The organism is Sphingobium sp. CFD-1 (genome assembly GCF_024611115.1).
GTDB classification, from domain to species: domain Bacteria; phylum Pseudomonadota; class Alphaproteobacteria; order Sphingomonadales; family Sphingomonadaceae; genus Sphingobium; species Sphingobium baderi_A.
In genome coordinates this window covers 3,362,686-3,384,176 of record NZ_CP084398.1, presented here as the reverse complement: position 1 = coordinate 3,384,176, position 21,491 = coordinate 3,362,686, and the positions used below count along the sequence as shown (strand labels likewise).

The following is a 21,491-nucleotide window of genomic DNA, read 5'->3' as shown; positions in this document are numbered from 1 at the left end:
GCGGACTTGCGCGGCGCGGGCTTTACGGCAGCCCGCCCGCTGTGCCATGGCTGCGTATCAGGGGCAGAAGGGAGCGCGTCAGCGCCGGTTTTACGATCATGTCGGCCATCGTCCAGTTCGAAAATGTCGGCCTGCGTTACGGGCTGGATAGCGAGACGTTGTCCGACGTCAGCTTCTCGCTGCATGGCGGCGGTTTCTATTTCCTGACCGGCGCATCGGGCGCGGGCAAGACGTCGCTGCTCAAGCTTCTTTATCTGGCCCAGCGGCCCAGCCGCGGCGTCATCCGCCTGTTCGGGGAGGATGTGGTGACGCTCCCCCGCAAGCGGTTGCCCGGCTTCCGCCGCCGCATCGGCGTGGTCTTTCAGGATTTCCGGCTGGTCCCGCATCTGTCGGCCTATGACAATATCGCCCTGCCCCTGCGCGTCGCAGGCATGGAGGAGGCGGAGGTCGACGCGCCGGTCTCCGAAATGCTGAACTGGGTGGGGCTGGGCGACCGGGGACAGGCGCGCCCCGCGACCCTTTCGGGCGGGGAGCAGCAGCGCGTCGCCATCGCCCGCGCCGTCATCGCCCGGCCGGAAATATTGGTGGCGGACGAGCCGACCGGAAACGTCGACGCCGACATGGCGAGCCGCCTCATGACCCTGTTCGAGGCGCTCAATCGCCTGGGCACCACCATCGTCGTCGCAACCCATGACCTGCCGTTGATAGGGCAGGTGGCGGGCGCCCAGATGATGCGGCTGGACAAGGGGCGGCTGGCCGATCCCACCGGCGCGCTGCGCTATCCACCCCTGTCGCAGGGCAATGGCGGATGAGCGGAACGAGGGACCGCCGCGCCGCTGCCGCCGCGCGCCATCGGCTGCTGCCCGAAGGCCGGGTGGCCGGACCGATGCCGTGGATCATCGCGATCATGATGTTCCTGACCGTGCTCGCCGCCGCCGCCGGGCTGGGGCTGGGCGCGGCTGTCCGGTCGATGAGCGCCGACCTTGCCGGGCGGGCGACGGTGCAGATCGTGGAAGCCGGTGCGGAGGCGCGGGACCGGCTGAGCGCGCGCGTGGCGCAAGCATTGCGCGGCGCCGACGGTGTGGCGCGCGTGGAAGCCGTCGAACCGGCCACGCTGTCGGATCAATTGCGCCCCTGGCTGGGCGAGGATGCCACAAGCGGCGACCTGCCCATTCCCGCATTGATCGACGTCACGCTGACGGCGGGGCAGGCGGATGCGAAGGTGAACCGCCTGCGCCGCCTGTTGTCGGGCCTCTCGCCCAAGATACGAGTGGAGCCGCATGCCGCATTCCTGTTGCCGCTTGCGGGGCTGTTGTCCGCGCTGGGGTGGCTCGCGGCCGGGATCGTGCTGCTGATGGCGCTGGCGACCGGCGCGGTGGTCGTGCTCGCGGCGCGGGGCGCGCATGACAGCCATCGCGGCACTATCGAAGTGCTGCACCTGATGGGCGCGACCGACGTGCAGATCGCCCGCCTGTTCCAGCGCCGCATCGCGCTCGACGCCATGCTGGGCAGCTCGCTGGGATTCGCCGTCGCGGCCTGTGTCATCCTGCTGCTGGGCGCGCGGCTGATCGCGACGGGATCGGAATTGCTGGGGGCCGTGCATCTGCCGTGGAGCAGTTGGGTCATGCTGCTGACCCTGCCGGTGGGCGGCATATTGCTGGCCATGCTGGCGGCGCGCTGGACGGTGCTGCGGGCGCTGGGGCGGGCGCTATGATCGTGCGGCTCATCGCTGTGTCAATCCTGGCCTGGATGCTGGGTTTCGCCTGGTTCGCGATTTTCCTGCCGCAACCGCTGGATGGCAGGCCGACCGACGCCATCGTCGTGCTGACTGGTGGAGCGGGGCGGATTGACCGGGGCCTTGTGCTGTTGCAGGAGGGCGCGGCCAAGCGGATGCTGATTTCCGGCGTGGACCGTTCCGTCCGCCCGGTGGAACTGGCGGCGGAATATAAGGTGCCTGAAAAGCTCTTCACCTGCTGCATCACCTTGGGCCGCGAAGCCATTGATACCCGCTCCAACGCCATCGAAACGGCGCGCTGGCTGGAACGGCGCGACTATCGCACCGTGCGGCTCATCACGACGGACTGGCACATGCGCCGTTCTGCGCTTGAACTGCGGCAAGCGTTGCCGGGGCGCGTGACCATTGTCTATGACGCGGTGCCGAGCCGCCCCAGCCTCACCATGCTGGCGCGGGAGTATAATAAATATCTGCTGCGGCGCGCGGCGGCGCTGATCGGCATCTGACGGTCCCGCTATGATAACCGCCCTGCGTTCCCTTGCTTTCCTCATCGTCTTTTATGGCGGATCGCTGCTGTTCGTGCTGTCGGCGATGGCCGCGCACTGGGTGGCGCCGGGCGCGGTTCAACCTATCGCGACAGGATGGGGCCGGTTCCATCGCCGCTGCGCGCGCTGGCTGCTGGGGCAGAAGGTGCGGGTGGAGGGGGAATTGCCACACGGGCAATATCTCTACATCATCAAGCATGAATCCATGTTCGAGACCATCGATCTGCTGTGCCTATTTCACCGACCCGCCATCGCGGCGAAACGCGAACTGCTCGACATACCGCTATGGGGTGGGCTGGCGCGGGATTATGGCCTGCTGCCGGTGGAGCGCAGCGCGGGAGCGAGCGCCCTGCGCGCCCTGCTCGCCGCTGCGAGGAAGGCGAACACGCAGGGGCGCCCGATCTGTCTCTTCCCCGAAGGCACGCGCGTCCCTCATGGCGAAGCGCCGCCCCTGCGCGCCGGTTTTGCCGGGCTTTACGCGTTGCTGCGCCTGCCGGTGGTGCCGATCGCGGTGGACAGCGGGCGCGTGTCGCCGCGCGGGCATTTTCTAAAGCACGCGGGAACGATCACTTACAAGGTGGGGGAAATCGTGCCCCCCGGCCTCGACCGCAAGGACGCCGAAGCGCGGGTCCACGCCGCGATCAATGCGCTCAACCGATTGCCTGATCGATCCTAGTGCTCGCGCCCGAAATCGGGCTTGGGATCGTCCTGCCCCTGTTCGATGATCGACCGGCGGATCGCGCGAGTGCGGGTGAAGAGGTTGAACAGCGCATCCCCATCGTCCCAGCGGATCGCCCGCTGCAACGCCGACAAATCCTCCGAAAAGCGTTGCAGCATTTCCAGCACCGCATCCTTGTTGGCGAGGAACACGTCGCGCCACATGGTTGGATCGGACGCCGCGATGCGGGTGAAATCGCGAAAGCCGCCCGCTGAATATTTGATGACTTCGGACTGGGTCACATTCTCCAGATCGCTGGCCGTGCCCACGATGGTGTAAGCGATCAGGTGCGGCAGATGGCTCGTCACCGCCAGCACCAGATCGTGATGCGCCGGTTCCATCGTTTCCACATCCGCGCCGATCCGCCGCCATAGCTCAGAAACACGCTCGACCGCCGCCGGGTCGGCGTCGGCGGGCGGCGTGACGATGCACCAGCGGCCCTGGAACAGCGTGGCGAAGCCCGCTTCCGGCCCGCTATTCTCCGTCCCCGCGACCGGATGCGCGGGAATGATCGTGCGCCCCGGCAGCGCGGCGCTGAGCTGCGCCAGCACATCGGCCTTGCACGATCCCACGTCGCTGACGATAGCGTCGGCGGGCAGGTCGTCGGCAAAGTCCGCCGCCGCCGCGCCCATCGCCCGGACTGGCACGCACAGCACCACCAGATCCGCGTCCGTCACCGCCGCGCCCGCTGTGTCGGTGATGTCGTCGCACAGGTCGATGGCGCGCGCGATTTCCCGCACCTGCGGATCGGCGTCATGCCCCGTCACGCGAACGGTCGGCATATATTGCCGGATCGCCCGCGCGAGCGATGAACCGATCAGGCCAAGGCCGATGACGGTGACGCGCGAAAAAGGCAGCATATCAGGCCGCTTCCGCCATGGCGCGCAGCTTCGCGGCGACCGCCCGGACCTGTTCTTCGGTGCCGATGGTGATGCGAAGACCGTTGGCCAGATCCTGCCCGGCGAGCCAGCGGGTCGCGAACCCTTCGTCCATCAGCCCCTGCATCGCGGCCTGCGCGCTCAGCCTGCCGTCGAACAGGATGAGCAGGAAGTTCGCCTTGCTCGGCACGGCGCGCAGGCCGTGGTTGGACAGGGCGGCGACTTCGCCCGCCAGCCATGCGCGCCAGCGGCTGTTGTGCGCCCGGCTGGCTTCGACCCAGGCCATATCCTGCACGGCTGCCGCCGCCGCCGCCTGTCCGGCGGTGGTGACGTTGAACGGCCCCCGGATGCGGTGGAGGATGTCCACTACGTCCGCGCTGGCATAGCCCCAGCCGATACGCTCGGCGGCAAGGCCATGGATCTTGGAAAAAGTCCGGGTGACGAGCACATTGGGAGCGGTTTTCGCCAGCTCCAGCCCGCCATCATCCTCATCCGCATCCAGATATTCGGCATAGGCCTGATCCAGCACCAGCAATATGTCGGGGCGCAGCCCGGCGTGCAGGCGCGCGATTTCCGCGCGCGGGGTCATGGTGCCGGTCGGATTATTGGGGTTGGCGAGGAAAACGACCTTCGTCCGCTCCGTCACATGGGCGAGCAGCGCATCCACATCGGTTGCATAGTCGGCGTCCGGCGCCACCACCGGCGTCGCGCCCACGCGCCGCGCCGCAATGTCGTAGACCGCAAAGCCGTATCGGACATAGAGCACCTCATCGCCCGGCCCGGCATAGCCGCTGGCGGCGAGATGCAGCAGCTCGTCCGATCCGGTGCCGTAGACGACCCGCGCCGGGTCCAGCCCATGCACCCGCGCGATCGCCTCGCGCAGCTTCGTCGCGGCGGGATCGGGATAGGTGGCGAGATCCGCCGAAGCGGCAACCAGCGCCGAATGCGCGGCTGCGCTTGTCCCCAGCGGATTTTCATTGGCGGACAGCTTGATGAGCGGGCGGCCGTCATCGGACATGGCCTTGCCCGGCACATAAGCGGAAATGCCGAGAATCCATTCCTTGGGAGCAGGGTGTGTCATGGCCGGGGCTTTAGAGCGATTTCGAGCCGGATGGAAGCATCTGCCAGTGCGGAAATTCGCCTCCTTTTCCCTTGGGGGAGGGCAGACAGGCCGCTTCCCACCCAAACCCGCACCCCTTGCAAGCTAAGCGTCAGGCGACAGGCGTTACCAAGGGCCGCCCCGAAGCCCAGGCGTCGAGATTGGCGAGCACCAGATCGGCCATGGCCTGCCGCGTTTCGACCGTGGCACTGCCCTGATGAGGTTGCAGCACGACCTGATCCATGTCGAATAGCGCCGTTGGCACATGCGGTTCGTTGGCGAACACGTCCAGTCCCGCGCCCGCGATGCGCCGGTCCGTCAGCGCCGCGACCAGCGCGTCCTCGTCGATCACGCTGCCTCGGCTGATATTGACGATGACGCCTTTGGGGCCAAGCGCCTCCAGTATTTCCGCGTCGACCAGCCTGCTCGTCTCCGCCCCGCCGGAGGTCGCGACCATGATGACGTCGCTCTGCCGTGCGAAGTCGATCCGGTCGGCGACATAGCGATAATGGGTGTCCGCCTGCGGGCGGCGGTTGTGGTAGAGGATTTCGCCCGCCACCGGCTCCAGCCGCGCGGCGATGGCGCGGCCGATGCGGCCCAGCCCCAATATGCCGATCCGCCGTCCGGTCACGCGGGCGGAGAGCGGCACGCCTTTGCCCCGCGCCCATGCCCCCGATCGCACCATGCGGTCATAGGCCGCGATGTTCCGCGCCGTGGCGAACAGCAGGCCGACGGCCAGGTCCGCCACATCGTCGGTCAGCACGTCTGGCGTGTTGCTGACGCGGATGCCCTTGGCGCGGGCATGGTCCACGTCCACCTTGTCATAGCCCACCGAAAACAGCCCGATCATTTCCAGCCGGGGCAGCGCGTCCATGATCGCCGCGCCCGCGCCCACCGCGCCGAAGCTCACCAGCGCGCGGGCGTCCTTTACCGCAGGGCCGAGCGCCGCCGGATCGGCATCGGCGGCCACTTCCAGCACATGAAAGCGGCTTTTCAGGCCCGCCATCAGATAGTCGGAAAGCGAACCATAGGCGATGACGGGAATGGCGCGATGATCGGTCATGGCCCTTCCCTAGCGGCACTTGCAGGCGGTATCCAGCCATGCCGCTTTGCATTTGACAGCGCCGGACCCGCGGCTTAGCGCCAGGATCATGGCGACCATTCCCTCGCATGAAGACAGCCGTTTCGGCCTTCGCCGGCAGGTGCGCCTGACCGGTCCCTTGCGGCTGGACAGCGGGGCGATGCTGGGTCCGGTGGACATCGCCTATGAAACCTATGGCGCGATGAACGCGGACCGCTCCAACGTGATCCTGATCTGCCATGCGCTGACGGGCGATCAATATGTCGCTTCCGACCATCCCCTGACCGGTAAACCGGGCTGGTGGTGGCGCATGGTGGGGGAAGGAAAGCCCGTTGATCCGGCGCGGCATTTCATCGTCTGCGCGAACGTCATCGGCTCCTGCCTCGGCTCCAGCGGCCCGGCCAGCATCGACCCGGCGGCGGGCGAACCTTATGCCATGCGATTCCCGGTCATCACCATCGCCGACATGGTGCGGGCGCAGGCGATGTTGCTCGACCATCTGGGCGTGGAGCGGCTGGCGGCCGTGATCGGCGGGTCGATGGGCGGGATGCAGGCGATCACCTGGCCGACGCTGTTCCCCGACCGGGTGGAAAGCTGCATCGTGATCGCATCCACCGCGCGTCACAGCGCCCAGAACATCGCCTTCCACGAAGTCGGGCGGCAGGCGATCATGGCCGATCCCCACTGGCGCGGCGGCGATTATTACGCGGACGGCGTGGTGCCCAGCGCGGGCCTGGCCGTCGCCCGCATGGCCGCGCACATCACCTATCTGTCCGAAGCGGGCCTCACCGAGAAATTCGGCCGCCGTCTGCAAGGGCGGAATGCCAAGACCTTCGGTTTCGACGCCGATTTCCAGGTGGAAAGCTATCTGCGCCATCAGGGATTGAGCTTTGTCGAGCGGTTCGACGCGAACAGCTATCTCTACATCACCCGCGCCATGGATTATTATGACATTGCGGAGGATCATGGCGGATCGCTGGCCCGCGCCTTCACCGCCAGTAAGGCGCGCTTCTGCCTCGTCAGCTTCGATACGGACTGGCTTTATCCCACGGCGGAATCGCGCGTGATCGTCCATGCGCTCCATGCCTCGGGCGCGCAGGCGAGTTTCGTGGAGCTGTCCAGTCCCTTCGGCCATGACGCCTTCCTGCTCGAATGTCCCGAACTCAACCGGGTGGTGGACGGTTTCCTGAAAGGCGGCCGGGCGTGAGCGCGCCTCTGCGGCCCGATCTGGCCCTGATCGCCCGCACGGTGACGGTGGGCGCGCGCGTGCTGGACGTGGGCTGCGGCGAGGGCGCGCTGATGGCGGCGCTGCGCGACGCCAAGCAGGTGGACGCGCGGGGACTGGAGATCGACGGCGGCAATGTCGCCTCGGCCGTGGGGCGCGGCCTGTCGGTGGTGCAGGGCGACGCGGACATCGACCTGGCCTATTATCCCGACCAGAGCTTCGACTATGCGATCCTGAGCCAGACCCTGCAAACGACCCGCCGGCCCGACCGCGTGGTCGAGGAATTGCTGCGGATCGGCAAGCAGGCGTTCGTCTCCTTCCCCAATTTCGCGCATTGGCGCGGGCGGCTGTCGCTGATGTGGGGCGGGCGGATGCCGGTGACGCGGCTATTGCCCGACACATGGTATGACACGCTCAACATCCACCATGTGACGGTCGACGATTTCCGCGCGCTGGTGAAGGAACGGGGCTGGACCATCGATGGCCAGTGGTTCCTGAAAGGCGACAAGGAAACCACTCATGCGAACGCGAACCTGTTCGCCGAACATGCGGTGTTTCTGCTGCGGAAATAGCCTCGTGGAGGGTCAGCGCTCCCGGGTCGCGCTGAACTTCACGTCGGGGTGGCGTTCCTGCTGATAGCTGACGTCCCACGCGCTCTTCGCCATGAAGACGAGGTTGCCGTCGCGGTCCCGGGCCATGTTCGCGCCGTTGAACGACACCAGTTCCCTGATCGCGGCGTCGCTCCCCGAAATCCAGCGCGCCGTGTCGAAGGGCGAAGGTTCCAGCATGGCGGCGACCTTATATTCCGCCTCCAGCCGCGAGATCAGCACGTCGAGCTGGAGCTGCCCCACCACGCCCACGCTCCACGCGCTGCCGATTTCAGGATAGAAAACCTGGATCACGCCTTCTTCGGAAAGGTCGTCCAGCGCCTTGCGAAGCTGCTTGGTCTTGGTCGGGTCCTTGAGCGCCACGCGCCGCAATATTTCCGGCGCGAAATTGGGCAGGCCGGTGAAGCGCACGCCTGCCTTCTCCGACAGCGTATCCCCCACCCGCAGCGTCCCGTGATTGGGAATGCCGATGATGTCGCCCGGAAAAGCCTCGTCCGCGATTTCCCGGTCCTGCGCGAAGAAGAGGATCGGCGAATGGACCGCGATCGGCTTGCCGCTGCCCGAAGGCGTCAGCTTCATGCCCCGCCGGAACTTGCCGGAGCACAACCGCATGAAGGCGATGCGGTCGCGATGCTGCGGGTCCATATTGGCCTGCACCTTGAAGATGAATCCGGTCACTTCGCTGTCCTCCGGCTCCACCGGCGCGGGCTCGGCGGGCTGGGCGCGGGGCGGCGGCGCGTGCTGGCTGAGCGCGTCGATCAGTTCGTTGACGCCGAACAGCTTGAGCGCCGATCCGAAATAAACGGGGGTCAAATCGCCATGGCGATAGGCCGCCAGATCGAAATCGGCATAGCCGCCCACGGCCAATTCGGCCTCCTCACGCAGCTTTTCCAGTCCCTCCGCAGACAGATGCTCCGTAAGGGCATCGTCGCGCAGGCCCTCGACAAAGACCTCCTTGCCCTCGAACTCCTTGCTCGGCCCGCTGGGCTGGCGCAGGCGGTTCTTCGCAAAGTCGTATATGCCCTCGAACGTGCCGCCCATGCCGACTGGCCAGCTCATCGGGCACACGTCCAGCGCCAGCGCGTCCGCGACCTCGTCCAGCAGGGCGAAGGGGTCGCGTCCTTCCCGGTCGACCTTGTTGATGAAGGTGATGATGGGCACGTTACGCAGGCGGCACACCTCGAACAGCTTGCGGGTCTGCGGCTCGATCCCCTTGGCGGCGTCGATCACCATCACCGCCGAATCCACCGCCGTCAGCGTGCGATAGGTATCCTCGGAGAAATCCTCGTGCCCCGGCGTGTCGAGCAGGTTGAAGGTGACGATGTTCCCGTCCCTGTCCGGCCGTTCGAACGTCATGACCGAAGACGTCACGGAAATGCCGCGCTGCTGTTCGATCTTCATCCAGTCGGACCGGGCGCGCCGGTTCGCGCCGCGCGCCTTGACCTCGCCGGCCAGATGGATCGCCCCGCCTTCCAGCAGCAGCTTTTCCGTCAGCGTGGTCTTGCCGGCGTCGGGGTGGGAAATGATCGCGAAGGTGCGGCGGGAAGGTGTCGTCATGGGCTGCCCCTATAGCGAAAATTGCCGCCCGCGCCAGACGCGCTCTCAATCCACCAGCGCCACGTTCATCCGGAACTGCCGCGATGCGCCGGGGGCAAGGCGCATGATCCCCGGCTTGTCCCACACATCGCCGGTAAAACCGACCGGATCGGCCATCCCCGCCCACGGTTCGACGCACAGATAATGCGCGCCCGGCTTTTGCCACAGGCCCAGCCATGGCGTGTCGGGAAAGTCGATCTTCAACCGCCTGCGTCCCGGCACGCCCCAGATCAGGCTGCGGCTTTCCAGCCGGTCCCAGATCAGCGCGTCCCCTTCGAACATCGCATGGGTCGGCGCGAGCGTGTCGCCCTTCACCGGCGAGGCGACGCCGTCCCGCCCGATCAGGCCGGGTTCATGCCCCACCTTGCGGATTGGCGCGGGTTCGGCTTTCTCGAAGACGATGCGATGGTCCTCGACGCCGCCGCCATAGGGCAGGGGCCAGGCGAAGGCCGGATGATAGCCGAAGGAAAAGGGCATGTCCGCCCCGCCCCGGTTCCTGACCGTCGCCGTCATGCGGAGCGATGCGCCCTCCACCGCAAATCCCATGTCGAGCCGGAAATCGAACGGATAGGCCGCCCGCGTCTGCGCGTCCGATTCCAGCCGGAAGGTTGCGCCATCCTCCGTCCGTTCCACCAGCGCAAAATCCCTGTGCCGCGCAAAGCCGTGCTGCGGCATGGGATATTCGTGCCCGTCCAGCCGGCAGGCATCGCCCCGCGATCGCCCGACAAAGGGAAAGAGCAGCGGCGCGTGGCCCGTCCACCAGCGTGGATCGGCGTCCGTCATCAGCGCGCGCCCCTCCGCGTCCGTCAGCGACCATAGTTCCGCGCCCAGGGGGTGGATGGCGGCGCACAGCCTGTCCGAACCGATGCCAACCAACTGTTCCGTCATGGGCTTCTCCTGCTATGCCCGGTTGCATAGCCGGTGGACGTCCCCGTGTCTGCCGGTGCGATGCAGCATTTCGAAACGGAACCTATTCGACGGTCCTTTTGTTCTTTTGGCAGGGAGATATGCATGATGAAGATGATTGGAACGGCTACGCTTTTTCTTGCGCTGGCCGTCCCTGCCTTCGCGCAGGAAAAGCCGGAAAAGAAGGACGACACGCTGAACAAGGCCGGTCAGATCGCTACCCAACCAGTGCGCGACATTGGTCTGGACAAGGACAAGATTCCCGAAGTGCTGCAAAGGGCGGTCGAATATCCCTATGCGCCCCCGGCTTCGCGCACCTGCAAGGCGCTCAATGCGGACATGACCGAACTGAATGGCGCGCTGGGGGCGGATTTCGTCGCCGACCGGCAGGAAAATGAAAACCGCACCGGGAAGATCGCCGAAGCGGTGGGTAGGACCATCGTCAACACGCTGATCCCCTTCCGCGGGCTGGTCCGCGAAGTCAGTGGCGCGGCCCCCGCTGAACGGCGGCTGGAAGCAGCGGTGGCGGCGGGCATAGCGCGGCGCGGCTATCTGCGCGGCATGGCGGTGGAGAAGGGATGCAAGATCACGGCAACCGTGCCCCCACCCCCGCCCAAGGAGGAGAAGGACCGCAAATAGGCGGCGTTCCTCCTTGCATCTTGGCGGCTGTGTGGCTTGCGGCCTTGCGATGGCTGTTATCGGCTATTTGCCAACCACCCATATCCGTTCGGGCTGAGCCTGTCGAAGCCTGTCCTGAGCGACGCCGCAGGGCGTCGAAGGGCCTTCCGCTGGGCCTCCCTTACGCCCTTCGACTTCGCTCAGGGCGAACGGAGATGGGAATGGCGGACAGTCCGCAATCCACCATCACCGCCACTCAGAGCGCCCTTTCAGCAAAGGGGATGGGCGGAGGCCGTCTTGTTGGGATGGGAGCGAACGCTCGATCCGAAGGAAGTCGACGTCCCCAACCCACCCAAACCGCCATCCAGCGCAGCGATGCAGGCACCATAACCGCCTATGCTCCGGGTCACAGGCGCATGCATCCCTATCCCCGCAACGTCCCGCCCAGCTTCTCCGCCGCTTTCACCACTGCGCTGCTGATCGCGTCCAGCTCTTCCTGAGAGAAGCTCTTTTCGCCCGGCTGCAACGTCACTTCGACGGCGAGCGACTTGTGTCCTTCCTCCACGCCCGGCCCGACGAACATATCGAACAGCCGCGCCTCGACAATGGCCTTCTTGTCCGCGCCCCGCACGGCGCGGACCAGCGCGTCGGCTTCCAGCGCCTGCGGGACGAGGAAGGCGAAGTCGCGCTTCACCGCCTGCAGCGCGGGCGGCGCATAGGGGGCGCGCATGAAGCCCGTCCTGCGCTTCGCCGGGATCGCGTCGAGAAAGATCTCGCCCGCGACGACTGTGCCGGTCAGCCCGAACAGCCTGGCGAGGCTGGGGTGCAGCACGCCATATTCTGCCAGCACTGTCTTGGGGCCAAGCCGCAACGTGCCCGACTGGCCGGGATGATAGGCGCCCGACGCTTCGCCGAAGCTTTGCAGGTTCGCGACCGGCGCGCCGGCGGCGGCGAGCAGGGCGGTCACTTCGGCCTTTGCGTCATGCGCGCCGAACGGCTGCGCCTTGCCCGTCTGCCAGCCGCGGGGCGTCTTTTCGCCCGCCAGCACGAAGCCGACGGTGGCGCGTTCCCAGCTTCCATCCTTCTGGCCGGTGAAATAGCGCCGCCCCAGCTCGAACAGCCGCACGGAGGCCGCGCCGCGATCCATGTTGCGCCGCGTGGCCGACAGCAGGCCGGGCAGCAGAGAGGGCCGCATGACCTTCAGCTCTTCGGAAATGGGGTTGGCCAGCGTCCAGTCGCCGCCGCCCACGGATGCGGCTTCCTTTTCGGAGAGGAACGACCAGTTGATCGCTTCGGCCAGCCCCCGTGCGGCGGCGGTGCGGCGCACGCGGCGCTCGACCATCTGTTCGGCGGTCGCAGTCGGCCGCGCCACGCCCGGCGCGCGGGGCAGGGGCGTGGAGGGCACCTTGTCCAGCCCTACGATCCGCACGACTTCCTCGACGATGTCGGGCCAGCCGTCCACGTCGCGCCGCCATGTCGGCACGGTGATCGTCCACGCGCCCGCCTCTCCGGCCACGCCGAAGCCAAGACTTTCCAATATGCGCTGCTGCTCGTCCGCGGCGACATCGACGCCCGCCAGCGCAAGGCATTGCGCCGGGTCGTAAGAGATCGTGCGGGGCGTCAGCGGCGGCGTCCCAGCGCGAGTCGGTTCGCTGGGCGTCCCGCCGCACAGCTTCACCACCAGATCGGTCGCGATCGACAGGCCGTCGTCCAGGAAAGCCGGGTCCACCCCGCGCTCGAACCGCCCGCGCGCGTCTGAGGTCAGCGCCAGTTTCTGCCCGGTGACGGCGATCCGCTCCGGCGTGAACCAAGCGCATTCGATCAGCACATCGGTCGTGGCGTCGGTGGCGCCCGAATGTTCGCCCCCCATGATGCCGCCAATGTCATGCACCGCCGCATCGTCGGCGATGACCGTCATCGTCTCGTCCACGGCGTAGGTCTTGCCATTCAGCGCCAGCACTTCCTCGCCCGCCTTGCCCTTGCGCGCGACAAGTCCGCCTTTCAGCGTCGCCATGTCGTAGACGTGCAGCGGTCGTCCCAGATCAATCATCACATAGTTGGTGATGTCGACCAGCGTGCTGATGGGCTTTTGCCCCACCGCTTTCAGCCGCCGCGCCATCCATTCGGGCGACCGGCCGTTGGCTACGCCCCGAACGGTCCGCGCGAAGAAGGCGGGACAGCCCTCGACATCGTCCGTCCGCACGTCCGGCGCCGGCCCTGAACCCTCGATCACCGGAATGGCGAGCGGCTTCATCGTCCCCAGCCCCGCGGCCGCCAGATCGCGCGCAATCCCGCGCACGCCCATGCAGTCCTGCCGGTTGGGCGTGATGCTCACGTCGATCACGGGGTCATCAAGCCCCGCCCATGTGGCATAGACCTGCCCCACCGGCGCGTCCTCGGCCAGTTCGATGATGCCGTCATGATCCTCGCCCAGTTCCAGCTCGCGGAAGGAGCACATCATGCCGTTCGATTCGATCCCGCGAATGGCGGTCTTTTTCAGCACCATGCCATTGACCGGCACCACCGCGCCTTCGACGCCGAACACGCCGACCAGCCCGGCCCGCGCATTGGGCGCGCCGCAGACCACCTGCAAGGGGTGCCCGTCGCCCTGATCGACGGTCAGCACCTGCAACTTGTCGGCCTGCGGATGGCGCTCTGCGGTCAGCACCTTCGCGATGCGGAACGCGCCAAGCTTTTCCGCCGGGTTTTCCACATCTTCGACCTCAAGGCCGATGTCGTTCAGCGTCTTGAGTATGGCGGACAGGTCCGCATCGGTATCCAGATGCGTCTTGAGCCAGGAAAGGGTGAACTTCATGCGCCGACTCCTCCGCTGAGCGTGGGAACATCCAGCGCGGAAAATCCATAATGCCGCAGCCAGCGCAGATCGCCGTCGAAGAAAGCGCGCAAGTCGTTCATCCCATATTTGAGCATCGCCAGCCGGTCGACGCCGGTGCCGAAGGCGAAGCCCTGCCATTCATCGGGGTCAAGTCCGCAGGCTTCGATGACGCGGCGGTTGACCATGCCGCTGCCCAGCACTTCCAGCCAGCCGCCGTCCGGCGCATCGCCGTCGCCGCCGATCACCCGTTGGCCGTTGGCCAGCGTATAGCCGACATCGACCTCCACCGACGGTTCGGTGAAGGGGAAATAGCTGGGGCGCAGGCGCAGCACGATATCCTCGCGCTCGAAGAATGCCTTGAGGAACGTCTCCAGCGTCCATTTGAGGTGGCCCAGCGTGATGCCCTTGTCGATCACCAGCCCTTCGATCTGGTGGAACATCGGCGTGTGCGTCGCGTCGCTGTCGGATCGATAGACGCGGCCCGGCGCGATGATGCGGATCGGCGGCGGCGTGGCCGTCATCGTGCGGATCTGCACCGGGGATGTGTGGGTGCGAAGCAGCATCTTCGTCCCGTCGGGCGCATCAGGGAAATAGAAAGTGTCGTGCATCGCCCGCGCCGGATGCGTCTCGGGAATGTTGAGCGCGGTGAAATTATGCCAGTCGTCCTCGATCTCCGGCCCGGTCGCGACGGAAAAGCCGAGGTCCGCGAAAATCTCCGCCAGTTCGTCCATCACCTGCGATACGGGATGCACCGACCCCTGCGGCCCGATGTCGGCGGGCAGGGTCATGTCGATCCGCTCCGACGCCAGCCGCGCGTCGAGCGCCGCCTGCTCCAGCGCCGCTTTCTTCTCGGCCAAGGCGGCGGTCACGGATTCGCGCAGATCCTGGATCGGGGGGCCTTTTTCCAGCCGTTCCTCCGGCGACATGGAACCCAGCGTCTTGAGCAGGCCTGTCACCACGCCATTCTTGCCCATGGCGCCGACACGCAGCGCCTCGACGGCTTCCAGCGTGTCGGCATTGTCGATATCGGCCAGCAGGCCCGCTTTGAGTGCGCTGATTTCGGTCATGATCTTCCCATAGCCCATGTGGCTGAACGTGCCCGCGCCTTAGCGGGGCGCGCGCGCCAAGAAAAGGGTCAGGCGCGCGTGCCCAGCAATGCGCCCCCAAAGCCGATGAACAATGCACCCGTCGCCCGGTTGAACAGCCGCTGCCGGTTCGCGGGCGCAAGCCAGCGCGCAAGGCGCATCCCGCCCAGCGCATAGGCCGCATACCAGAAGCTTTCGATGGCGACGAAACTGGCGATCAGGATCGCAAGCTGTGTCCAGAACGGCCGGTCCATGTCGATGAACTGGGGAAAGAGCGCGGCGGCGAAGATGATGAGCTTGGGATTGGAAAGGCCGGTCAGCAGTCCGCTCGCGAACAGCGCTCGCCCGGACCGGCCCGCCCTGGGCGCATGACCGTCCGCCGTTCCCACCGGCGCACGCCACGCCTTGACCCCCAACCACAGCAGATAGGCGACCCCGGCATAACGCAACATGTCGAACAGGCGTGGCGACGCCTTGAGCAAGGCCCCCAGTCCCAATGCCGATGCGGTCAGGCACAGCAGCACCGCGCTCATCAGGCCCATCATGGTGGCAACCGCGCGCTGCGGTCCGTGATGAATGCTCTGCGTCATCACATGCAGCATGTTCGGGCCCGGCGTGGCCGAGATCAGGAAAACCGCCGTAACATACAGCCACCAGAGATGAAGCGACATGGACTGGTCCTCTCAAAGGCAGAAAGCAGGTGGCGGATCGCGGTTTCGGGCGGGGAGCGGAACGGCAGCTTTCCTCCGCCCTGCTCAGGGCGAACGGATGTTCATGTTTCGGCAAATGTCCGAAACTGGCCGCAATCCGCCCTTCCGGCCCTTCCCAAAACAAAAGGGCGCCGGAAGCTTCTGCCCCGGCGCCCTTTTTGCGATCGGATGATCGACTGGTTCAGGCCGCGGGCAGCGCAGCCTTCGCCTGGGCGATGATGGCGCTAAACGCCTCGCCTTCGTGCATCGCGATGTCGGCCAGAACCTTGCGGTCCAGCTCCACGCCGGCCAGCTTCAGGCCGTGCATGAACTGCGAATAGGTCAGACCTTCCGCGCGGACACCGGCGTTGATGCGCTGGATCCACAGGCCGCGGAAGGTCCGCTTCTTCACCTTGCGGTCGCGATAGGCGTACTGCCCGGCCTTTTCGACGGCCTGACGGGCGATGCGGATCGTGTTCTTGCGACGGCCATAATAGCCCTTCGCCTGTTGCAGAATCCTCTTATGCTTCGCCTTGGTGGTCGTGCCACGTTTTACGCGTGCCATGTGCCTCTACTCCTTACTTCAGGCCGTAGGGCGCCCAGAGGCGCACATGAGCCACGTCGGCATCGGACAGGACCGACGTGCCACGATTCTGGCGGATATATTTCGCATTGTGGCTGATCAGGCGGTGACGCTTGCCAGCGACGCCGTGCTTGACCTTGCCGGAAGCGGTGAACTTGAAGCGCTTCTTCACACCGCTCTTGGTCTTGAGCTTGGGCATTTTCGTCTCCTTTTTCAGCGCGACGATCTCGGACGGCCACGGCAGCCCTTTTTAGCCGGGCAGTCCTTCCTTAAATATCGCGAAGGGCGCGCCATAGTCACAAGGTGGCGGGAAAGCAAGTGATTCGGAATGTCTTGCCTGACCCGCTGCCCGCGCCGCTGGATAAGGAGCAGGCGGATGTCGGCGCAGACTATCCACGATCATGCGGTCGGCCGGGCGCGCTGGAGCGTGCTGACCGGCGACATCACCCGCTGCGAAGTGGACGCCATCGTCAACGCGGCGAACGGCACCTTGCAGGGCGGAGGCGGCGTGGATGGCGCGATCCATCGCGCCGCGGGGCCGGACCTGCTGGCCGAATGCCGCACGCTGGGCGAATGCCCGACCGGCGAGGCGCGGATCACCGGCGGCTATCGCCTGCCCGCGCGCCATGTGATCCATACCGTCGGCCCGGTGTGGCAGGGCGGGGATCGGGATGAAGCACGCCTGCTCGCATCCTGCTATCGCGCGGTCTTTCACCTGGCGCGGGAAAATGGGCTGCATTCGCTCGCCTTTCCGGCGATTTCCACTGGCGCCCATGGGTTTCCCGGCAGCGTGGCCGCGCAGATCGCCGCTCGGACGGTGCATGAAGAACTCCGCGCGACGCCCGATTCCTTCCGGCATTCCTGTTCGTCTGTTTTGACGATCCGATGGCGGCGCTGTTCGACGCAGCCATGCAGGACGCGACGGAAGGCTGCGATGGATGGGCCTAATGGCCTTCATGCCCCTGGGCGAGGGCTTCGATGATGTCGTCGACGCGAGCGGGGTCGCCCACCGCGATCACGCGCCCGTCGCTCTGTGCGTCGATGGGTTCCCCGGCCCAGTCGCACATGCGGCCGCCCGCTCCCTCCACCACCGGGACGAGCGCGGCGATGTCATGCAGCTTGAGGCCCGCCTCGACCACGATGTCGACATGGCCTGACGCGACAAGGCCGTAATTATAGCAGTCGCCGCCCCACACCGTGTCGCGGCATTGCCCGGCGAGGCGCGAGAAATGTTCGCCTGTGCAGCCGGGAAAATATTGCGGTCCGGTGCTGGCGACGATGGCTTCCTCCAGCGACCGGCAGGCGCGTGTCCTGACGGCCTTGCCGTTGAAGGTCGTCGGCTGTCCCGCCATCCCGGCCCAGCGTTCCTTCGCGATGGGCTGGTCTATGATGCCGACGGTCGGCCACCCCGCTTGCGTCAGCGCGATCAGCGTGCCGAAGATCGGCCGCCCCGCGACGAAGCTGCGTGTCCCGTCAATGGGATCGAGCACCCACACCCGCTCCGCATCCTCCCGCGTCGCGCCATATTCCTCGCCGATGATGCCGTCACTGGGACGTTCCTTTTCCAATATCGCGCGGATGGCGGCTTCGGCGGCCTTGTCGGCTTCCGTCACCGGCGACCTGTCCGACTTGAACTCCAGATCGAAGCGCGCGCGGAAGAAGGGGCGGATGGCTTCGCCGGCGGCATCGGCAAGGCGGTGGGCAAGGGTCAGGTCATCGCGGGTCGTCATGCGTTCCCGCCTAGCGGCAAAGCGGGCTTCGCGCTAGGCTGATGCAATCCCGAGTCCTGCCAGAGGAGGGCAAGATGCCCGGTTCACCCGTCATCCCGTGCCTGCGCTATGCCGCTGCGCCCGCGGCCATCGACTTTCTGTGCGACGCCTTCGGTTTCGAGCGTCACGCCGTTTATGAAGATGCCGACGATCCGGCCATTATCCATCACGCGCAACTGGTTCTGAACAGGGGCATGGTGATGCTGGGCAGCGTCAAGGACATGGAAAACGAATCACTCTACACATGGTCGACGGCGCGCGATCTGGGCGGCGTGACGGGCTGTGTCTATGTCGTGGTGCCCGATCCTGACGCCCATTGCCTCCACGCCCGCAATGCCGGTGCGGTCGTGGTGCAGGAACCGCAGGATAATGAGGGCTATCCGGGGCGCGGCTATACCGCGCTCGACCCGGAGGGCTATGTCTGGAGCTTCGGCAGCTATGATCCCTGGGTGGAGGCTTAAGGCTTCGGCAACCTCGCGCCGCTAGGCTCACCCCGCAAAGGCAAGGGGGGAAGCGCAGGTGGCGCTGATCGGCTGGATATTGAGTTTTATCTTCCTGTTCGCGGGGCTGGCGCTGCGGCAGGACATGCCGGACGGCGGATCGGGCATCTTGTCCACGCTGTTGCTGGCGATGGCGCTGCTGGCCTGCCCGATGCTCTGGCGCGACAGTCCGCTGGGCATTTCGCGCGGTCAGCGGATCGCCGCCGCGCTCATCCTGATCTTCAGCATGCCTTTGATCCTGTTGCCCACCGCCTGAAAAAGTCGCGCGGCGCGACTTTTCCCGCGCGACCGTTCAGTCGAACAGGCTGGAAACTGAGCTTTCGTCCGCAATCCGCTTCATCGCTTCGCCCAGCAGCGGGGCAATGGGCAGGTGGCGGATGCGACTGGCGTTGCACACGGCCTCGCTGCCCTGGATCGAATCGGTGATGACCAGTTCCCTGAGCGCGGAAGCTTCCACGCGCGCCACCGCGCCGCCCGACAGCACGCCATGGGTCACATAGGCGGCGACCTCCTCGGCCCCCGCTTCCTTGAGCGCGGCGGCGGCGTTGCACAGCGTGCCCGCCGAATCGACGATATCGTCGATCAGCACGCAAAAGCGGCCTTTCACGTCGCCGATGATGTTCATGACTTCCGATTCGCCTGCCCGCTCGCGCCGTTTGTCGACGATGGCGAGGGGGGCGTTGTCCAGCCGCTTGGCGAGCGCGCGTGCGCGCACCACGCCGCCCACGTCGGGCGACACGACCATCAGGTTGCGGTCGCCGAAGCGGGCCTGGATGTCCGCCGACATGACCGGCGCGCCGAAGAGGTTGTCGGTCGGGATGTCGAAGAAGCCCTGTATCTGCCCCGCGTGCAGATCGACGGAAAGGACGCGGTTGGCGCCCGCCGTGGTGATGAGGTTCGCGACCAGCTTGGCCGAGATCGGGGTGCGCGGGCCGGGTTTGCGGTCCTGCCGGGCATAGCCGAAATAGGGGATGACTGCCGTGATTCGCTTGGCCGACGCGCGTTTCAGCGCGTCGATCATGATGAGCAGTTCCATCAGATTATCATTGGTCGGATAGCTGGTGGATTGCAGCACGAACACATCTTCGCCCCGGACATTCTCATGGATTTCCACGAAAACCTCTTCGTCGGCGAAGCGGCGGACGCTGGCGTCGGTCAGGGGAATCTCGATATAGTCGGCGATGGCGGCTGCCAGCGGCTTGTTGGAATTGCCGGACATCAGCTTCATGGCGAAAACCCCGTGACGAAATGATGACGATAGCGGAAAATCGAGGCCCCTTTAGCGGCGCAAGTCCCCTGTGGAAAGGCGCTTTTGCGCCTTGCGATAAAATGCTCTAGGGCCGGCGCATGACGGACAAACTCGTGATCGCCCTGGCCCAGATGACGCAGAGCGTGGGCGACCTTGCGGCCAATGCCGATGCGATGCTGCAATGGCGGGAAAGGGCGGTGGGCGCGGACCTCATCGTCTATCCCGAATTGCAGCTGATCGGCTATCCGCCTGAAGATCTGGTGCTCAAACCAGCCCTGGTCGATCGCGCCAATCATGAACTGGACCGGCTGGCGCAGGCGACGGCGGATGGCGGCCCGGCCATGCTGGTGGGCACGGTGGTCGCTTCGCAAGGGGTGCTGTTCAATGTCGTGGCGCTGCTGGAAAATGGCGCGGTCACGGCGATCCGGCAAAAGCGCGAGCTGCCCAATTATGGGACGTTCGATGAAAAGCGCCTGTTCGCGCCCGGCCCGTTGCCCGCGCCGATCGACTTTCGCGGCGTCAGGCTGGGCGTGCCGATCTGCGAGGATATCTGGTTCCCCTTCGTCACCGCGCATCTGAGGGCCGAAGGGGCGGAAATCCTCATCAGCCCCAATGGCAGTCCCTATGAAATCGACAAGGACGATCGCCGGATCAATGTGGTCGCTGGAACGCGGGTGCGTGAAACCGGCCTGCCGCTGGTCTATGTGAACCGGGTCGGCGGGCAGGACGAACTGGTGTTCGACGGCGCCTCCTTCGTCATGAACGGCGATCTTTCCATCGCGCAGCAGCTTCCCGACTGGGAAGAGGCGCTGGTCCTGACGCAGTGGGAAAAATGGGACGGCCAATGGGTCTGCCTGCCCGGCGCGCTGCATGAACTCGATCCGCGCCCCGCCGACATATACAATGCGATGGTGCTGGGGCTGCGCGATTATGTGAACCGCAACCGCTTTCCCGGCGTGGTGCTGGGCCTGTCGGGCGGCATCGATTCCGCGCTTTCCGCTGCCGTGGCGGTCGATGCGCTGGGCGCGGACCGGGTGTGGTGCGTGATGATGCCCTCGCGCTTCACCAGCCAGGACAGTCTCGAAGACGGCGAGGCATGCGCCAGGCTGCTCGGCGTCCGCTATGACAGGATTCCCATCGAACCGGCGGTCGGCGCGTTCGACGCGATGCTGGCGGACGTGTTTCACGATAGTCAGCGCGACCTGACCGAAGAGAATATCCAGTCGCGCATCCGCGGCGTCACGCTGATGGCGCTCTCCAACAAATTCGGTCACATGCTGCTCACTACCGGCAACAAGAGCGAGATGTCGGTCGGTTACGCTACCATCTATGGCGACATGGCGGGCGGCTATTCGGTGTTGAAGGACGCCTACAAGACCACGGTGTTCGACCTGTCGCGCTGGCGGAACGGGAATGTGCCTTCGCTTGGCCTTGGCCCCTCCGGTCCGATCATGCCCGAACGCGTGATCACCAAGCCGCCCACGGCCGAACTGCGCGACAATCAGAAGGATGAGGACAGCCTGCCGCCCTATGAGGTGCTGGACCCCATCCTCTACGGCCTTGTCGAGGAAGAGCTGTCGGTCGAGCAACTGGTCGCGCGCGGTTTCGACCGCGACACCGTGGCCCGGATCGAGCGGCTGCTCTATATCGCCGAATATAAGCGGCGTCAGGCTCCACCCGGGGTAAAGCTGGGCACCCGCAATTTCGGGCGCGATCGCCGCTATCCGATCACCAACGCCTTCCGCACCTTGTAAGTCACTGGAAAAGGCCA

Annotated in this window: 23 protein-coding genes; 11 read left to right on the top strand and 12 right to left on the bottom strand. The window is 65.9% G+C overall.

Annotation, left to right across the window (positions count from 1 at the left end; translation table 11 throughout):
* Positions 1 to 98: 98 nt before the first annotated feature.
* Genes ftsE through LDB26_RS17000 form a run of 4 tightly spaced genes read left to right on the top strand, consistent with a single transcriptional unit; the run spans position 99 to position 2,956 of the window.
* Positions 99 to 812, top strand: coding sequence for a cell division ATP-binding protein FtsE (ftsE, locus tag LDB26_RS17015; RefSeq protein ID WP_062061939.1), 714 nt, complete (start codon positions 99 to 101; stop codon positions 810 to 812).
* A complete protein-coding gene (locus tag LDB26_RS17010) occupies positions 809 to 1,714 on the top strand; it encodes an ABC transporter permease (protein ID WP_257539300.1) in 906 nt (301 codons plus the stop codon). Before ftsE ends, LDB26_RS17010 begins: the two co-directional genes overlap by 4 nt.
* On the top strand, positions 1,711 to 2,241 hold the full coding sequence (locus tag LDB26_RS17005; protein WP_062061933.1) for a YdcF family protein: 531 nt from the start codon (positions 1,711 to 1,713) through the stop codon (positions 2,239 to 2,241). Before LDB26_RS17010 ends, LDB26_RS17005 begins: the two co-directional genes overlap by 4 nt.
* Positions 2,242 to 2,251: 10 nt before the next feature.
* Positions 2,252 to 2,956: a 1-acyl-sn-glycerol-3-phosphate acyltransferase gene (locus LDB26_RS17000; RefSeq protein ID WP_257539299.1), complete on the top strand. Its 705-nt coding sequence runs from the start codon at positions 2,252 to 2,254 to the stop codon at positions 2,954 to 2,956.
* Here LDB26_RS17000 and LDB26_RS16995 read toward each other — a convergent pair.
* The 3 genes from LDB26_RS16995 to LDB26_RS16985 form a co-directional block, all read right to left on the bottom strand.
* A complete protein-coding gene (locus LDB26_RS16995) occupies positions 2,953 to 3,858 on the bottom strand; it encodes a prephenate/arogenate dehydrogenase family protein (RefSeq protein ID WP_257539298.1) in 906 nt (301 codons plus the stop codon). The two genes, LDB26_RS17000 and LDB26_RS16995, sit on opposite strands and share 4 nt — an antisense overlap.
* A 1-nt stretch (position 3,859) precedes the next feature.
* On the bottom strand, positions 3,860 to 4,957 hold the full coding sequence (locus tag LDB26_RS16990) for a histidinol-phosphate transaminase (protein ID WP_062061925.1): 1,098 nt from the start codon (positions 4,955 to 4,957) through the stop codon (positions 3,860 to 3,862).
* Between the two features lie 130 nt (positions 4,958 to 5,087).
* Positions 5,088 to 6,038: a 2-hydroxyacid dehydrogenase gene (locus tag LDB26_RS16985; protein ID WP_257539297.1), complete on the bottom strand. Its 951-nt coding sequence runs from the start codon at positions 6,036 to 6,038 to the stop codon at positions 5,088 to 5,090.
* An 88-nt stretch (positions 6,039 to 6,126) separates the two neighbouring features.
* Between LDB26_RS16985 and LDB26_RS16980 the strand changes: the two genes are divergently transcribed.
* Positions 6,127 to 7,263 carry a homoserine O-acetyltransferase gene (locus LDB26_RS16980; protein WP_257539296.1) on the top strand — a complete coding sequence of 379 codons (1,137 nt, stop codon included), beginning with the start codon at positions 6,127 to 6,129 and terminating at the stop codon, positions 7,261 to 7,263.
* Positions 7,260 to 7,853 carry a methionine biosynthesis protein MetW gene (gene metW, locus LDB26_RS16975; protein ID WP_257539295.1) on the top strand — a complete coding sequence of 198 codons (594 nt, stop codon included), beginning with the start codon at positions 7,260 to 7,262 and terminating at the stop codon, positions 7,851 to 7,853. The genes LDB26_RS16980 and metW overlap by 4 nt, the downstream gene beginning before the upstream one ends.
* A gap of 12 nt (positions 7,854 to 7,865) precedes the next feature.
* Here the strand turns inward: metW and LDB26_RS16970 are convergent, their stop codons facing one another.
* Both LDB26_RS16970 and LDB26_RS16965 read right to left on the bottom strand, forming a co-directional pair.
* A complete protein-coding gene (locus LDB26_RS16970) occupies positions 7,866 to 9,446 on the bottom strand; it encodes a peptide chain release factor 3 (protein WP_257539294.1) in 1,581 nt (526 codons plus the stop codon).
* A 45-nt stretch (positions 9,447 to 9,491) separates the two neighbouring features.
* Positions 9,492 to 10,373: an aldose 1-epimerase family protein gene (locus tag LDB26_RS16965; protein ID WP_257539293.1), complete on the bottom strand. Its 882-nt coding sequence runs from the start codon at positions 10,371 to 10,373 to the stop codon at positions 9,492 to 9,494.
* 126 nt (positions 10,374 to 10,499) lie between these two features.
* Here LDB26_RS16965 and LDB26_RS16960 point away from each other — a divergent pair, with 126 nt between their 5' ends.
* Positions 10,500 to 11,030, top strand: coding sequence for a hypothetical protein (locus LDB26_RS16960; RefSeq protein WP_082635286.1), 531 nt, complete (start codon positions 10,500 to 10,502; stop codon positions 11,028 to 11,030).
* A gap of 403 nt (positions 11,031 to 11,433) precedes the next feature.
* Here LDB26_RS16960 and pheT read toward each other — a convergent pair whose 3' ends face one another.
* From pheT to rpmI, 5 genes are all read right to left on the bottom strand, one after another.
* Positions 11,434 to 13,824, bottom strand: a complete 2,391-nt coding sequence (pheT, locus tag LDB26_RS16955) for a phenylalanine--tRNA ligase subunit beta (protein ID WP_257539292.1) — start codon at positions 13,822 to 13,824, stop codon at positions 11,434 to 11,436.
* Positions 13,821 to 14,912 carry a phenylalanine--tRNA ligase subunit alpha gene (pheS, locus tag LDB26_RS16950; RefSeq protein WP_062068322.1) on the bottom strand — a complete coding sequence of 364 codons (1,092 nt, stop codon included), beginning with the start codon at positions 14,910 to 14,912 and terminating at the stop codon, positions 13,821 to 13,823. Before pheS ends, pheT begins: the two co-directional genes overlap by 4 nt.
* Before the next feature lie 68 nt (positions 14,913 to 14,980).
* A complete protein-coding gene (locus tag LDB26_RS16945) occupies positions 14,981 to 15,601 on the bottom strand; it encodes a LysE family translocator (RefSeq protein WP_062061901.1) in 621 nt (206 codons plus the stop codon).
* Between the two features lie 220 nt (positions 15,602 to 15,821).
* Positions 15,822 to 16,184 (bottom strand): 50S ribosomal protein L20, encoded by a 363-nt coding sequence (gene rplT, locus LDB26_RS16940; RefSeq protein WP_062061898.1) that lies wholly within the window; start codon positions 16,182 to 16,184, stop codon positions 15,822 to 15,824.
* 13 nt (positions 16,185 to 16,197) lie between these two features.
* Positions 16,198 to 16,401 (bottom strand): 50S ribosomal protein L35, encoded by a 204-nt coding sequence (gene rpmI / locus LDB26_RS16935; protein ID WP_004208916.1) that lies wholly within the window; start codon positions 16,399 to 16,401, stop codon positions 16,198 to 16,200.
* Between the two features lie 177 nt (positions 16,402 to 16,578).
* On the opposite strand from rpmI, the gene LDB26_RS16930 reads away from it, so the two are divergent.
* A complete protein-coding gene (locus LDB26_RS16930; protein ID WP_257539291.1) occupies positions 16,579 to 17,184 on the top strand; it encodes an O-acetyl-ADP-ribose deacetylase in 606 nt (201 codons plus the stop codon).
* On the opposite strand, the gene hisN is transcribed toward LDB26_RS16930, so the two are convergent.
* A complete protein-coding gene (gene hisN, locus LDB26_RS16925; protein ID WP_062061892.1) occupies positions 17,147 to 17,932 on the bottom strand; it encodes a histidinol-phosphatase in 786 nt (261 codons plus the stop codon). The two genes, LDB26_RS16930 and hisN, sit on opposite strands and share 38 nt — an antisense overlap.
* 74 nt (positions 17,933 to 18,006) lie before the next feature.
* Between hisN and LDB26_RS16920 the strand changes: the two genes are divergently transcribed.
* Together LDB26_RS16920 and LDB26_RS16915 are read left to right on the top strand one after the other, a co-directional pair.
* Positions 18,007 to 18,432, top strand: a complete 426-nt coding sequence (locus tag LDB26_RS16920) for a VOC family protein (RefSeq protein WP_062061889.1) — start codon at positions 18,007 to 18,009, stop codon at positions 18,430 to 18,432.
* Positions 18,433 to 18,490: 58 nt separating this feature from the next.
* Positions 18,491 to 18,727 (top strand): hypothetical protein, encoded by a 237-nt coding sequence (locus LDB26_RS16915; protein ID WP_062061886.1) that lies wholly within the window; start codon positions 18,491 to 18,493, stop codon positions 18,725 to 18,727.
* 36 nt (positions 18,728 to 18,763) lie between these two features.
* Here LDB26_RS16915 and LDB26_RS16910 read toward each other — a convergent pair whose 3' ends face one another.
* A complete protein-coding gene (locus LDB26_RS16910) occupies positions 18,764 to 19,699 on the bottom strand; it encodes a ribose-phosphate pyrophosphokinase (RefSeq protein WP_257539290.1) in 936 nt (311 codons plus the stop codon).
* Between the two features lie 119 nt (positions 19,700 to 19,818).
* On the opposite strand from LDB26_RS16910, the gene LDB26_RS16905 reads away from it, so the two are divergent.
* Complete coding sequence (locus LDB26_RS16905; RefSeq protein WP_257539289.1) at positions 19,819 to 21,474, top strand: NAD+ synthase; 1,656 nt, start codon at positions 19,819 to 19,821, stop codon at positions 21,472 to 21,474.
* Positions 21,475 to 21,491 lie beyond the last annotated feature (17 nt).

Excerpts from the sequence above, each read along its gene's own strand:
- ftsE (WP_062061939.1), top strand. The coding sequence starts at position 99 with ATGTCGGCCATCGTCCAGTTCGAAAATGTCGGCCTGCGTTACGGGCTG.
- LDB26_RS16960 (WP_082635286.1), top strand. The coding sequence starts at position 10,500 with ATGAAGATGATTGGAACGGCTACGCTTTTTCTTGCGCTGGCCGTCCCT.
- LDB26_RS16930 (WP_257539291.1), top strand. The coding sequence starts at position 16,579 with ATGTCGGCGCAGACTATCCACGATCATGCGGTCGGCCGGGCGCGCTGG.
- pheT (WP_257539292.1), bottom strand. The coding sequence starts at position 13,824 with ATGAAGTTCACCCTTTCCTGGCTCAAGACGCATCTGGATACCGATGCG.
- LDB26_RS16970 (WP_257539294.1), bottom strand. The coding sequence starts at position 9,446 with ATGACGACACCTTCCCGCCGCACCTTCGCGATCATTTCCCACCCCGAC.
- LDB26_RS17010 (WP_257539300.1), top strand. The coding sequence starts at position 809 with ATGAGCGGAACGAGGGACCGCCGCGCCGCTGCCGCCGCGCGCCATCGG.
- LDB26_RS16920 (WP_062061889.1), top strand. The coding sequence starts at position 18,007 with ATGCCCGGTTCACCCGTCATCCCGTGCCTGCGCTATGCCGCTGCGCCC.
- LDB26_RS16995 (WP_257539298.1), bottom strand. The coding sequence starts at position 3,858 with ATGCTGCCTTTTTCGCGCGTCACCGTCATCGGCCTTGGCCTGATCGGT.
- rplT (WP_062061898.1), bottom strand. The coding sequence starts at position 16,184 with ATGGCACGCGTAAAACGTGGCACGACCACCAAGGCGAAGCATAAGAGG.
- LDB26_RS16980 (WP_257539296.1), top strand. The coding sequence starts at position 6,127 with ATGGCGACCATTCCCTCGCATGAAGACAGCCGTTTCGGCCTTCGCCGG.
- LDB26_RS16905 (WP_257539289.1), top strand. The coding sequence starts at position 19,819 with ATGACGGACAAACTCGTGATCGCCCTGGCCCAGATGACGCAGAGCGTG.
- LDB26_RS16965 (WP_257539293.1), bottom strand. The coding sequence starts at position 10,373 with ATGACGGAACAGTTGGTTGGCATCGGTTCGGACAGGCTGTGCGCCGCC.
- LDB26_RS17000 (WP_257539299.1), top strand. The coding sequence starts at position 2,252 with ATGATAACCGCCCTGCGTTCCCTTGCTTTCCTCATCGTCTTTTATGGC.
- LDB26_RS16945 (WP_062061901.1), bottom strand. The coding sequence starts at position 15,601 with ATGTCGCTTCATCTCTGGTGGCTGTATGTTACGGCGGTTTTCCTGATC.
- pheS (WP_062068322.1), bottom strand. The coding sequence starts at position 14,912 with ATGACCGAAATCAGCGCACTCAAAGCGGGCCTGCTGGCCGATATCGAC.
- rpmI (WP_004208916.1), bottom strand. The coding sequence starts at position 16,401 with ATGCCCAAGCTCAAGACCAAGAGCGGTGTGAAGAAGCGCTTCAAGTTC.
- LDB26_RS16910 (WP_257539290.1), bottom strand. The coding sequence starts at position 19,699 with ATGAAGCTGATGTCCGGCAATTCCAACAAGCCGCTGGCAGCCGCCATC.
- LDB26_RS16985 (WP_257539297.1), bottom strand. The coding sequence starts at position 6,038 with ATGACCGATCATCGCGCCATTCCCGTCATCGCCTATGGTTCGCTTTCC.
- LDB26_RS16990 (WP_062061925.1), bottom strand. The coding sequence starts at position 4,957 with ATGACACACCCTGCTCCCAAGGAATGGATTCTCGGCATTTCCGCTTAT.
- LDB26_RS17005 (WP_062061933.1), top strand. The coding sequence starts at position 1,711 with ATGATCGTGCGGCTCATCGCTGTGTCAATCCTGGCCTGGATGCTGGGT.
- hisN (WP_062061892.1), bottom strand. The coding sequence starts at position 17,932 with ATGACGACCCGCGATGACCTGACCCTTGCCCACCGCCTTGCCGATGCC.